This window comes from Phytobacter sp. V69 (assembly GCF_965644215.1).
In the GTDB taxonomy this organism is placed as follows: domain Bacteria; phylum Pseudomonadota; class Gammaproteobacteria; order Enterobacterales; family Enterobacteriaceae; genus Phytobacter.
This window is the reverse complement of sequence record NZ_CBFFRL010000135.1, coordinates 1-13,150: the sequence shown is the minus strand read 5'-3', so window position 1 is coordinate 13,150 and position 13,150 is coordinate 1. Positions and strand designations below refer to the sequence as shown.

The 13,150-nt window shown below is 55.2% G+C and carries 9 protein-coding genes and 1 pseudogene; 5 read left to right on the top strand and 5 right to left on the bottom strand.

The genetic code is table 11. The features are described 5' to 3' along the window. The first annotated feature begins 242 nt into the window (after positions 1-242). The gene (locus ACSZPU_RS17600) at positions 243-1,364 is read left to right on the top strand and encodes a YjgN family protein (RefSeq protein ID WP_499001372.1); all 1,122 of its coding nucleotides are present in this window, start codon (positions 243-245) and stop codon (positions 1,362-1,364) included. Positions 1,365-1,543: 179 nt separating this feature from the next. On the opposite strand, the gene ACSZPU_RS17595 is transcribed toward ACSZPU_RS17600, so the two are convergent. The 3 genes from ACSZPU_RS17595 to pepA form a co-directional block, all read right to left on the bottom strand. Beyond that, a complete protein-coding gene (locus tag ACSZPU_RS17595) occupies positions 1,544-4,399 on the bottom strand; it encodes a valine--tRNA ligase (protein ID WP_499001368.1) in 2,856 nt (951 codons plus the stop codon). Continuing rightward, complete coding sequence (gene holC, locus ACSZPU_RS17590; protein ID WP_499001366.1) at positions 4,399-4,842, bottom strand: DNA polymerase III subunit chi; 444 nt, start codon at positions 4,840-4,842, stop codon at positions 4,399-4,401. Before holC ends, ACSZPU_RS17595 begins: the two co-directional genes overlap by 1 nt. A gap of 193 nt (positions 4,843-5,035) precedes the next feature. Beyond that, a complete protein-coding gene (gene pepA, locus ACSZPU_RS17585) occupies positions 5,036-6,547 on the bottom strand; it encodes a leucyl aminopeptidase (protein ID WP_499001364.1) in 1,512 nt (503 codons plus the stop codon). A gap of 153 nt (positions 6,548-6,700) precedes the next feature. Here pepA and ACSZPU_RS17580 point away from each other — a divergent pair, with 153 nt between their 5' ends. The 4 genes from ACSZPU_RS17580 to ACSZPU_RS17565 all read left to right on the top strand — a co-directional run bounded on the left by ACSZPU_RS17580 (position 6,701) and on the right by ACSZPU_RS17565 (position 10,901). Next, positions 6,701-6,751 (top strand): hypothetical protein, encoded by a 51-nt coding sequence (locus ACSZPU_RS17580; protein WP_216637209.1) that lies wholly within the window; start codon positions 6,701-6,703, stop codon positions 6,749-6,751. 64 nt (positions 6,752-6,815) lie between these two features. Next, complete coding sequence (gene lptF / locus ACSZPU_RS17575; RefSeq protein WP_499001361.1) at positions 6,816-7,916, top strand: LPS export ABC transporter permease LptF; 1,101 nt, start codon at positions 6,816-6,818, stop codon at positions 7,914-7,916. Further along, on the top strand, positions 7,916-8,998 hold the full coding sequence (gene lptG / locus ACSZPU_RS17570) for an LPS export ABC transporter permease LptG (RefSeq protein WP_499001358.1): 1,083 nt from the start codon (positions 7,916-7,918) through the stop codon (positions 8,996-8,998). The genes lptF and lptG overlap by 1 nt, the downstream gene beginning before the upstream one ends. Before the next feature lie 265 nt (positions 8,999-9,263). Further along, positions 9,264-10,901, top strand: a complete 1,638-nt coding sequence (locus ACSZPU_RS17565) for a glycerone kinase (RefSeq protein WP_499001355.1) — start codon at positions 9,264-9,266, stop codon at positions 10,899-10,901. A 44-nt stretch (positions 10,902-10,945) separates the two neighbouring features. On the opposite strand, the gene ACSZPU_RS17560 is transcribed toward ACSZPU_RS17565, so the two are convergent. Then, positions 10,946-12,361: a Na+/H+ antiporter NhaC family protein gene (locus ACSZPU_RS17560; protein WP_499001352.1), complete on the bottom strand. Its 1,416-nt coding sequence runs from the start codon at positions 12,359-12,361 to the stop codon at positions 10,946-10,948. A gap of 13 nt (positions 12,362-12,374) precedes the next feature. Continuing rightward, positions 12,375-13,079: pseudogene (locus ACSZPU_RS17555) on the bottom strand (trans-sulfuration enzyme family protein); the annotation flags it as partial. Positions 13,080-13,150: the final 71 nt, after the last annotated feature.

Sequence of the window (13,150 nt, the reverse complement as noted above, 5' to 3'; positions counted from 1 at the left end):
TATCGGTAGTTAACCCTTCCTCCTACACTCTCCACAATCATGTCCGAGCGTTGCACTTATTATCTGAATTCGCGGTTTACTAAACTTAATAACGGAAATAAAAATACCGCAATATTTCTATGGTTTATTGGGTTTTGTTCTAATTTACGATAAGGATTGTTATGACTTTCGAAAATGGTGGTGCGGCGGCGACACCTTCCCGGAATTTTGTGTTCCAGGGAAGTGGCGCGGGATATTTCTAGATTTGGCTGGTCAACATCTTACTGACCATCATCACCCTCGGGTTGTTTTTACCCTGGGCGCTGGTGCGTGCCCGCCGTTATTTTTATGAGAATACGGATCTGGAAGGTGCGCGTTTTTCTTATCACGCGACGGGCAGTTCGGTATTTGTTGGCTGGCTTTGCCTGATTGTCCTCTACATCATATTTCTGGTTAACATGGCGCATAATAACTTCCTGTTATCCCTCTGTATGATAGGGCTATTTTTACTCTTTTTCCCCTGGCTGGTAACGCAAGGTTTACGTTATCAAATGCTGATGACGGAAATTAATAATGTCCGCTTCAGTTTTTACGCAAGCCCGGTACGTGCCTGGTGGGTGATGATGGGTTGCCCGCTGTTAATCATGGTAGTGTCCATTCTGATTTTCTCTGGTTTGATGACCGGCACGATGAGCACGGGTTCATATACGGCGATGTTTGTGGGTATTGGTATTGGCTCACTGGGTCTGCTGGTGGGCACGGCCATTATGCAGGGCGTTTATACCGCGCAGTGGTACGGCATGCTGGTGAATAACCTGCAATACGGTACGCAGAAATTTGCCGGTACTTTCTCGATCAAGAAATGCATTCTGATTGCGCTGTTCTCCATGCTGCTGCTGTTTCCGTTCCTTGCGCTGGCATTGTTTATTGTCGTTCCGGCGTTTATGACCCTGATGCAGTACTCTGCGATGGTGGGTGATAACCCTGAGCAACTGGCGATGCTGGCTGGGCCGTTCTACGGCAAGATGGCGCTGGCGTACTTTATCTATATCTTCGGCGCGATTTTCTGCTTTATCTACGCCTTCGTGAAAATGCGTAACTACATTTATGCGCAGGTGAGCCTGGCGGAAAACATTCGCTTCTCCTCCACCGTGACCATCAGTCGTGTGATGTGGCTGTCGATTACCAACGTGCTGGTGTGCATGATCACGCTGTTCCTCGCGTGGCCGTGGGCGAAGGTGCGTTTCACCCGCTATGTGCTGGAAAATACCCATGTGCACGGCGAGTTGCAGAACCTGACCCTGGAAAATCACGGTCAGCAACCAGCAAAAGATCCGGCGAACCTGCTGGCGCGCGGGCTGTCCTTCTTCCCGGCGGTGTTTTAACTCATCCGTTCCCGGATGCGGCGTAAACGCCTTATCCGGGCTACGTGATATTCGCCGCCATGGGGTGTTTGTAGCCCCGGTAAGCGCAGCGCCACCGGGGATTACCTGAGAGCTCCACCCTGAATTGGGGGCAAAAAAAGCCGGGCTATCGAAGCCCGGCTTTTTCATGTGCAGTCTGATTACAGCGCGGCAATAACGGCCTGCTGTTCGATCAGTTTGGCTTTGGCCTCTGCGTAGCCGTCCAGCTTCTCACGCTCTTTGGCAATCACCGCTTCCGGTGCGCGCGCCACAAAACCTTCGTTGGACAGTTTGCTCTCGATGCGGCCAATCTCACCTTCGATTTTCGCCACTTCTTTCGCCAGACGTGCCAGCTCGTCTTCTTTGTTAATCAGACCCGCCATTGGGATCAGCAACTCTGCGCCATCGATAATCTTGGTCACGGAAACCGGACCTTTGTCATCCGCAGGCAGCACGGTGATGCTTTCCAGACGCGCCAGGTTCAGCAGGAAGCTGCGGTTATCGTTCACACGACGCTCCGCATCTTTACTGCAACCACGCAGCAGCAGCTCCAGCGGTTTACCCGGGGAGATGTTCATCTCGGCACGAATATTACGTACCGCGACGATCGCCTGTTTCAGCCATTCAGTGTCAGCCAGTGCGGCTTCATCCACCTGCGCGGCATCGTACTGCGGAATCGGCTGCAGCATGATGGTGTCGGCGGTAATGCCTTTCAGCACTTTCACACGCTGCCAGATGGTCTCGGTGATAAACGGAATGATTGGGTGCGCCAGACGCAGCAGCGCTTCCAGCACGTTCACCAGCGTATTACGCGTACCGCGCAGTTCCGCCTCTATGCCACCGGTCATTACTGGCTTGGTCAGCTCCAGATACCAGTCACAGAACTGGTTCCAGGTGAATTCGTACAGGATGCCGGCCGCGATATCGAAGCGGTAGTTATCCAGCGCTTCACGGTAGGCTTTCACGGTCTGGTTGAATTCCGCGAGGATCCAGCGATCTGCCAGGGACAGCACCATGTCGCCGCCGTTGAAGCCACAATCCTGATCTTCGGTGTTCATCAGCACGAAACGGCTGGCGTTCCACAGCTTGTTACAGAAGTTGCGATAACCTTCCAGACGCTTCATATCCCAGTTGATGTCGCGGCCGGTAGAGGCCAGCGCCGCCAGGGTGAAGCGCAGGGCGTCGGTGCCGTGCGGCTCGATACCGTTCGGGAACTGTTTCTCAGTACGCTTGGCAATTTTCTCAGCCAGCTGCGGCTGCATCATGTTGCCGGTACGTTTTTCCAGCAGATCTGCCAGAGAGATACCGTCCACCATATCCAGCGGGTCGATAACGTTACCCTTGGATTTGGACATTTTCTGGCCTTCGTCATCGCGAATCAGGCCGGTCATGTACACGGTATGGAACGGTACCTGCGGCTTGCCGTTTTCATCTTTGATGAAGTGCATGGTCATCATGATCATGCGGGCAATCCAGAAGAAGATGATGTCAAAGCCAGAGACCATTACGGTGCTCGGGTGGAACTGACGCAGGGCATCGGTGTTTTCCGGCCAGCCGAGAGTGGAGAAGGTCCACAGGGCGGAGGAGAACCAGGTATCCAGTACGTCGTCGTCCTGACGCAGCGCAACGTCGGCACCGAGGTTGTTTTCCTGACGCACTTCGTCTTCGGTGCGGCCAACGTAGACATTGCCGTCGTTGTCATACCAGGCCGGGATGCGGTGACCCCACCACAGCTGGCGGGAGATACACCAGTCCTGAATATCGCGCATCCAGGAGAAGTACATGTTTTCGTACTGTTTCGGCACGAACTGGATATCACCGTTCTCAACCGCTTCCACTGCCGGTTTTGCCAGCACGTCGGCACGGACATACCACTGGTCGGTCAGCATCGGTTCGATAACCACGCCGCCACGATCGCCGTACGGAACGGTCAGGTCGTGCGGTTTGATCTCTTCCAGCAGGCCCAGGGCGTCAACGGCAGCAACCACTGCTTTACGCGCGGCAAAACGCTCCAGCTTCTGGAATTCAGCCGGGATTGTGCTTTCGTAAACGTCGGATTCTTCGCCTTTGGTGTCATACACTTCTGCGCTTTCACGGATATCGCCGTCAAAGGTCAGAATGTTGATCATCGGCAGGGCGTGGCGACGGCCAACTTCATAGTCATTGAAGTCGTGTGCCGGGGTGATTTTTACGCAGCCGGTGCCTTTTTCCATGTCGGCGTGTTCGTCGCCCACAATCGGAATGCGGCGGTTTACCAGCGGCAGAACCACATATTTGCCAATCAGATCTTTGTAACGCGGGTCTTCCGGGTTAACGGCCACGCCGGTATCGCCCAGCAGGGTTTCCGGACGGGTGGTGGCGACCACCAGGTAATCTTTGCCGTCGGCAGTTTTTGCGCCATCAGCCAGCGGGTAGCGAATGTGCCACATGGACCCTTTGGACTCGCGGTTTTCTACTTCGAGGTCGGAAATCGCGGTGCGCAGTTTCGGGTCCCAGTTCACCAGGCGCTTACCACGGTAAATCAGGTCTTCTTTGTACAGGCGGACAAAGACTTCTTTCACGGCGTTGGAGAGGCCTTCGTCCATGGTGAAGCGTTCGCGTTCCCAGTCCACGGAGTTGCCCAGACGGCGCATCTGGCGGGTGATGGTGCCGCCGGATTCTGCTTTCCACTGCCAGATTTTGTCGATAAAGGCATCGCGACCGTAATCGTGGCGGGTTTTACCTTCTTCGGCGGCAATCTTACGCTCAACTACCATCTGGGTTGCGATACCCGCGTGATCGGTACCGGCCTGCCACAGGGTGTTTTTACCCTGCATGCGCTGGTAGCGAATCATGGTATCCATGATGGTCTGCTGGAAGGCGTGACCCATGTGCAAACTGCCGGTGACGTTCGGCGGAGGGATCATGATGCAGAAGCTTTCCTGGCTTTCATCGCCATTCGGTTTGAAGTAGCCCTGCTTTTCCCAATGCTCGTAAAGCGGCTGTTCGATCTCTTGGGGGTTGTATGTCTTTTCCATTATTTCCAGGTTGCCGTGTTCAGGTTGAAACCAGCCATGCGATAGGCTTTATAGCGTTCGCGAGCCAGTTGTTTCAAAGAATCTTCATGAGGGACAAAGTCTATCACTTCTGTGAAAGCGGTGGCAAAATCTGCAAAGTTTGTACGCAAACTGATGAGAATGTCGCGCGGGCTGCTGTTACGCTTTTGCGGCCAGGCAATCTCAACAGGCGCACCGCCCCTTGGGCCTTCACCCGCCAGGTTGTGCGGCACAAAACTTTCCGGCGGCCTTGCCCACAGCGCTTCATCCAGTCGCAGCGCCTGCTGTTCGTCTTCGCAGGCAATCAGCACGCGTTTGCCATTGCGCCAACGTTCTGCGGCAACCTCACACACCAGTTGCTCCACGGCGCTCAGGCCGTCTTGCTGTGCATCGTTGTCCAGAAGATAAAAGGTCGCATTCTTCATATCTATACCCGTCGTCTTTCAAGTTGCCTCATTGTTGGCTGCCTTCACGCACCCCAGTCACATAGTAAACTATGCTCCTGGGGATTTGTTCAGTTGCCGCCGCGATGCAACTCGAAATCCATAGGGTATAGAATTCTTATTGCTCGAGCCTGTAAGCCCGGTAAGCGTAGCGCCACCGGGCATCAGACGGCAATTACTCTTCGCCAGTAAACCCGGCGCGGTTCAGCAGGAACTGCGACAGCATAGCCACCGGGCGGCCGGTTGCACCTTTGGCTTTACCGGAACGCCACGCGGTACCGGCGATGTCCAGGTGCGCCCAGTTGTACTTACGGGCAAAGCGTGACAGGAAGCACCCGGCGGTAATCGCCCCACCAGGACGGCCGCCAATGTTCGCCATATCGGCAAAATTGGAATCCAACTGCTCGTAGTACTCATCACCCAACGGCAGACGCCATGCGCGGTCACCCGCCTGTTCAGACGCGCCAATCAGCTCGTGTGCCAGCGGATTGTGGTTCGACATCAGCCCGGTGATGTGATGGCCCAGAGCAATCACGCAGGCACCGGTCAGAGTCGCCACATCGATAACCGCTTCCGGCTCGAAGCGCTCAACATAGGTTAAGACGTCGCACAGCACCAGACGGCCTTCGGCATCGGTATTCAATACTTCAACAGTCTGGCCAGACATGGTGGTCAGCACGTCGCCCGGACGATAAGCCCGCCCGCCCGGCATGTTTTCACAGCCCGCCAGCACGCCGATAACGTTAATCGGTAACTGCAGCTCGGCCACCATGCGCATTACGCCGTACACCGCCGCCGCGCCGCACATGTCGTACTTCATCTCGTCCATGCCTTCGGCAGGCTTGATGGAGATACCGCCGGAGTCGAACGTCAGCCCTTTACCGACCAGCACAATCGGGCGCACGTCTTCTGCCGGGTTGCCTTTATATTCGATAACCGACATCAGTGATTCGTTCTGCGAACCATTGCCGACCGCCAGGTAAGAGTGCATCCCCAGCTCTTTCATCTGCTGTTCGCCGATGACGCGGGTGATGACGTTTTTGCTGTACGAGTCAGCCAGTTGACGGGCCTGAGAAGCCAGATAGGCGGCGTTACAGATGTTCGGCGGCATGTTGCCGAGATCTTTCGCCGCTTTAATACCAGCCGCAATCGCCAGACCGTGCTGGATCGCGCGCTCGCCGCTTGTCAGTTCGCGACGGGTCGGGACGTTGAAAACCATTTTACGCAGCGGGCGACGCGGCTCGCTTTTGTTGGTTTTCAACTGATCGAAGCTGTACAGCGACTCTTTCGCCGTCTCCACCGCCTGGCGTACTTTCCAGTAGGTGTTGCGGCCTTTAACGTGCAGCTCGGTCAGGAAGCAGACGGCTTCCATTGAACCGGTATCATTCAGGGTGTTAATGGTTTTCTGGATGACCTGCTTGTACTGGCGTTCATCCAGCTCGCGTTCTTTGCCGCAACCAATCAACAGAATGCGTTCGGAGAGGACGTTTGGAACATGGTGCAGCAGCATGGTCTGGCCCGGTTTGCCTTCCAGTTCGCCACGGCGCAGCAGGGCGCTGATGTATCCGTCGCTGATCTTGTCGAGTTGCTCGGCAATCGGAGAGAGGCGGCGCGGCTCAAAAACACCCACAACGATGCAGGCACTCCGCTGTTTCTCCGGGCTACCGCTTTTTACACTGAACTCCATGCACTACGCTCCTGAATCTTAAAGACAACGGCGGCGGCTACGGATAGAATTGCAAGCTTTCGTAACTCGGTTCCGCTGTTGCGGTGACTTCGTGTTAATCTTAACGATACTTAGGTTTCGGCACGTCAGATCCGGGTCTGAAACGTTTTACCGCTGAGTATATTAATCTTAGCGATGATTTCGACGACTCAAGAGAATAAATGACGTTTAAGCCACGAAACAAGCGATTTTCCAGTAAAAAGACTGGTTTTTACGGGCGTAATGTAAAGTGATAATCATAAGATATCTTGCGCGGGAGACGCTAAAAAGCCAGTTTGCGATCCTCTTCATCCTGCTTCTGATCTTCTTCTGTCAGAAACTGGTAAGGATCCTCGGCGCAGCGGTCGACGGCGAAATCCCTACGAACCTGGTGCTCTCGCTACTGGGCCTCGGCGTGCCTGAGATGGCGCAACTTATCCTGCCGCTCAGTCTGTTCCTCGGCCTGCTGATGACGCTGGGCAAACTTTATACCGAAAGTGAAATTACGGTCATGCACGCCTGCGGCCTGAGCCGCGCCGTGCTGGTCAAAGCGGCGATGATTCTGGCGCTGTTCACCGGCGCGCTGGCGGCCGTCAACGTGATGTGGCTCAGTCCCTGGTCATCACGCCATCAGGAAGTGGTGCTGGCGGATGCCAAAGCCAACCCTGGCATGGCCGCACTGGCGCAAGGGCAGTTCCAGCAGGTGTCTGATGGCAACTCGGTGATGTTTATCGAAAGCGTGCAGGGCAGCAAATTCAACGATGTCTTCCTTGCGCAGATTCGCCCGAAAGGCAACGCTCGCCCGTCGGTGGTGGTGGCTGATTCCGGTCATCTTTCGCAGTTGAAAGACGGTTCTCAGGTGGTGCGTTTAAACCAGGGCACCCGCTTTGAAGGCACGGCGCTGCTGCGTGATTTCCGCATCACCGATTTTAAAGATTATCAGGCGATTATCGGCCACCAGGCGGTGACGCTGGATCCGGACGATACCGAGCAGATGAAACTCGGCACCCTGTGGCGCACCGATAACCCGCGTGCTCAGGCCGAGTTCCACTGGCGCCTGACGCTCATATTCACCGTATTTATGATGGCGCTGATGGTCGTGCCGCTCAGCGTGGTTAACCCACGTCAGGGCCGCGTACTGTCAATGCTGCCTGCCATGCTGCTGTATCTGGTGTTCTTCCTGCTGCAAACCTCTCTGCGCTCCAATGCCGCGAAAGGCAAAATCGATCCGTTGATTTGGATGTGGGCGGTTAACCTGGTGTACCTGGCGCTGGCGATTGGTCTGAACTTGTGGGATACGGTGCCGATGCGTCGGATCCGCGCCCGTGTGATGGGCAGAGGAGCGGTATAATGCAGGCGTTTGGCGTACTTGACCGCTATATCGGTAAAACCATTTTTACCACCATCATGATGACGCTGTTCATGCTGGTGTCGCTCTCCGGCATCATCAAGTTTGTCGACCAGTTGAAAAAGGCTGGGCAGGGCAGTTACGACGCGCTGGGGGCGGGGCTGTATACCATCCTCAGCGTGCCAAAAGATATTCAGATTTTCTTCCCGATGGCCGCACTGCTTGGCGCGTTGTTAGGCCTGGGGATGCTGGCTCAGCGTAGCGAGCTGGTGGTGATGCAGGCATCCGGCTATACCCGCCTACAGGTGGCGTTGTCGGTGATGAAAACCGCGATCCCGCTGGTGCTGCTGACCATGGCGATTGGCGAGTGGGTGGCACCGCAGGGCGAGCAGATGGCGCGTAACCAGCGTGCGCAGTCGATGTACGGCGGTTCGCTGCTCTCGACGCAACAGGGGCTGTGGGCGAAAGACGGCCACACCTTTGTTTATATCGAGCGCGTGAAGGGTGATGACGAGCTGGGCGGCGTGAGCATTTACGCGTTCAACGATCAGCGTCGGTTGCAGTCCGTGCGCTATGCCGCCTCGGCGAAATTCGATAAAGACACCAAGATGTGGCGGCTCTCGCAGGTGGATGAATCTAACCTGAGCGACCCGAAACAAGTGACCGGCACACAGACGTTAAACGGTACCTGGAAGACCAACCTCACCCCCGACAAACTGGGCGTGGTGGCGCTGGACCCGGATGCGCTGTCGATTAGCGGCCTGCACAATTACGTGAAGTACCTGAAATCGAGCGGTCAGGATTCCGGGCGTTATCAATTGCAGATGTGGAGAAAAATCTTCCAGCCGCTTTCGGTGGCGGTGATGATGCTGATGGCGCTGTCGTTTATCTTCGGCCCGCTGCGTAGCGTGGCGATGGGCGTACGTGTGATGACGGGTATCAGCTTCGGCTTTGTCTTCTACGTGCTCGACCAGATCTTCGGCCCGCTGACGCTGGTGTACGGCATTCCGCCGGTGGTTGGCGCGCTGCTGCCAAGCGCCTCGTTCTTCTTAATCAGCCTGTGGCTGATTATGCGCAAGAACTAAATCCCTTTCTGTTTTTCTCCCGGATGCGGCGTAAACGCCTTATCCGGGCTACGTTTCCTTCCCCCAACGATCATGTAGCCAGGCTAAGCGAAGCGCCAGCCGGGGCATGTCCCTTTCTCCCTCTCTCCGCGGGAGAAGGCCGGGGTGAGGGCATCAGACCGCACGAAAGGCAAAACGCCACCCCATCAGTAAATTCCGTTCTTGAAAACGTAATACGTAGCGCAGACTATGCTTTGCATACGGTTCACAAAAAATTCAGGAAGCTATGTCCAGATTCTTCTTTAATGACCGCAAACAACTGGTCAATGACGCCATTGAAGGAATGGTGATTTCCGCTCCCCACGGCAATTTAGTACGACTCGACATCGACCCCGCTATCCGTATTGTTGCCCGCGCCGACTGGGACAAATCCCGCGTCGCGGTGATCTCCGGCGGGGGCTCCGGCCACGAACCCGCCCATGCTGGCTTTGTCGGCAAAGGGATGCTCACCGCTGCCGTCTGCGGCGACGTCTTTGCCTCGCCCAGCGTGGATGCCGTCCTCAACGCCATCGTGGCGGTAACCGGCGATCGCGGCTGCCTGCTGATCGTCAAAAACTACACCGGCGACCGCCTCAACTTCGGCCTGGCGGCTGAAAAAGCCAAACGTTACGGCCTGAAAGTGGAAATGGTGATTGTCGCCGACGATATCGCCCTGCCGGACAACAAACAGCCGCGCGGCATCGCCGGCACTGCGCTGGTGCACAAAATCGCAGGCTACGCCGCCGAACACGGTAAATCCTTAAGTGAAGTGCGCGACATCGCCCAGCAGGCCTGTGACAGCGTCTGGAGTCTGGGGTTGGCGATGGAGACCTGCAACCTGCCGGGCAGCGGTGATGAAGACGACCGCATCCAGCGCGGACAGGTCGAGCTGGGCCTCGGTATTCACGGCGAACCGGGTGCGAGCACCGTCGACACCTACAACAGCCAGCAGCTTATCGACACGCTGATCAAACCGCTCAAAGAGCTGGCCGACAACGACCGCGTCGCGGTGTTAATCAACAACCTTGGCGGCGTCTCGGCGCTGGAGATGGCCCTGCTCACCAAAGAGCTGGCGCACTCGGCGCTGAAAGAGCAGATTGCATACCTGATTGGCCCCGCGCCGCTGGTCAGTTCGCTGGATATGAAAGGGTTCTCTCTCTCGCTGCTACGCCTGAACGAGACCTTCGAGAAAGCCATCAATGCCGATGTGCAAACCGTCGGCTGGCAAAAACCGGTGCCGTTCGCGCCGATGAAAACCCAGCGCCACAGCCCGGTTTACAATCAGCTGGAAATTGAGCCATCAGAAAACCCGCAGGTCAGAACGCTGGTCTCTGCGGTGGCGCAGACGCTGATTGGGCTGGAAAACCGCCTGAATGCGCTGGATGCCAAAGTGGGTGATGGCGATACCGGATCGACCTTCGCCGAAGGGGCGCGGGAAATCGCTCAGTTTCTGGAGCAGGGCAAGCTTCCACTGAACAATACCGCGCAGTTGCTGCAACTGGTGGGAGAGCGGCTGGCGACGGTGATGGGTGGCTCCAGCGGCGTGCTGATGTCGATCTTCTTTACCGCCGCAGGCCAGTCGGTGCATGACGGTAAGTCATTGCCGGAAGCGTTGCTGCGCGGGCTGAATCAGATGAAACACTACGGTGGCGCAGACCTGGGTGACCGGACGCTGATCGACGCGCTGCAACCGGCGCTGGAAGCCCTGCGCGATAGCGGGCTGGATGCCGCAGCGTCTGCGGCAAAAGCGGGTGCCGAGAAAACGGCGACTATGCCAAAAGCCGGTGCAGGCCGCTCATCCTATGTAAACAGCGAGAACCTCGAAGGGGTGCAGGACCCCGGTGCCGTGGCCATTGCAGAAGTGCTTGCGGCGATAAAGGGTTAAGTCGCTGACCGGGTGGCTTGCGCCGCCCGGTCATACAGAACAACTCAGCAGGTGAAACCCATCACCAGATAGATAAGAAAAGCCACAAACCCGGTCACCAGCGCATAGGGAAACTGTGTGCGAATATGTTCAATATGCTCGCAGTTTGTTGCCATTGAAGCCACGATAGCATCGCTGGAGATGGGTGATGTCATGTCGCCGAAAATCGAACCCGCAATCGCCGCGCCAATCATATACTCAACCGGGATTCCCACCGAGACGCCTAACTGCACGCCGATGGGGATCATGATGGCGAAGGTGCCCCATGAAGTGCCGGTAGCCAGTGACATCACGGCGCTAATGAGGAAGATAAAGCCAATCGCGACGCCACCCGGTATAACGCCTGAGGTAACAGAGGCAATATATTGCCCGGTGTTCAGATCGGCGGATACCTGACCCATCAGGAAAGCCAGCACCATAATGGAACTGATTTTGACCATGCTGGCGTAACCGATATAGATCTCTTTAAAGAAATTCTCGACGTTTAATATGCCGCGCAGAGTAAACCAGATAAACGACACGACGGTACCGAACACCACTCCGGAATAGACGGACATTGACCCGCTGCCCTTGGAGAATTGCCCGTCACCGGTAATGTACAAGGCGACTGGCACCATCAGCACAGTTGAAAGAATCGGAATAAAGAAATTCCACAACGAGTTACAGGCAGGATGATCGATGATGTCCTCATCCACCGCCTGCTCAATGTATTCCTGCTCGTTGATATTTTCCGTAAAGCGGATTTCGGCTTTTTTCATCGGTCCCCAGGAGAACCCGGAAAGGATATAGAACAGCACCGAGGCCAACGACAGCCACGCCATGATATTCCACACCATGGAGCTGGCGAGAATTTCAAACGGTTCACCGATGATATAACCTTTGGCTATTTGAACGCCGATAACCCCCATCATAGCCGCGCCCCATCCGTTGATCATGACAGAGGAACAGACAGATACGCATGACGTCTGAATGATGTAGGACATCTTCTCCGGTGCCACGCGATAGCGGCGTGCCAGGTCTTTTGATGATGCGCCAGCAATAAGCTGATTGATTGAACTTTCAATGAAAATAAGTGCAGTGACAATCATTGCCAGCAATTGCACCGATCGTTTACTGGTGATGTAATCGTTTTTTTCGGTCAGAAACTGGACCAATCGCCGGACGCCTCCCGTCACCACGATCAGTTGCATAATTCCGCCAATCATAACCATGAAAATAACCGTGCGGGCATTTCCTGGCGAGGCGAAGGTTTCAATAATCCCATTAAACGTGGCAGCAATACCGCCCAGTAAGCTGTGATGAATAACAATAAAGCCAACAACAATCCCGGCAAGCAGGGAAAGAATAACCTGGCGAGTAAAGATGGCCAGAAAAATAGTGACAAGCGGGGTGATGACAGTCCATATGCCATAATCATGCATGATGATTTTCCTTTTATTTTCCCGTGATATTGAACAGCGCACGATCGAGATCAGCGATTAAATCGCTGACATCTTCGATGCCGATCGATAAACGTAGCGTGGTGTCATAAATACCAATACTTTCTTGTTCTTCACGTGACATGGAACCGTGGGACATGGATGCTGAATGGTTAACCATGCTCTCCACGCCGCCCAGCGATTCCGCCAGCACAAAGTAATGCAGCCGGGGAATGAAGGTTTTCACCTCATCAAGGCCGCCTTTAAGCTGGACGGTGACCACGGCTCCACCGGAGCGCATTTGCTGTTGGCAAAGGGCGTGTTGAGGATGACTGGGTAAGCCCGGATACCACACCTGTGCAATTGACGGGTGTGTTGCAAGATACTCCGCGACCACCTGTGCATTACAGCAATGGCGTTCCATACGCACATCCAGCGTTTTCATGCCCCGCAGCGCGAGGTATGCATCGAAAGGTGAAGCAATGGCACCGACGGTGGTTTTGATGAAATCCATCTGCTGCGCAATATCGGGCTGGCGGGTAATTACCGCACCGCCAATAAGATCGGAATGACCGCCGATATATTTACTGGTGGAAAGCATCACGACATCTGCACCCAGTTCGAGAGGACGCTGATTCCAGGCGCTAGCGAAGGTGTTGTCGACACAGCTTATTAAGTTAAGCTCGCTGGAAAGCTGGCAAATAGCGCGAATGTCTACTAGATAGTGTCGTCACGAGGATAAAAATCATTGATAATAGGGCCTTCTAATCAGAAGGCCCTATTATCATGACT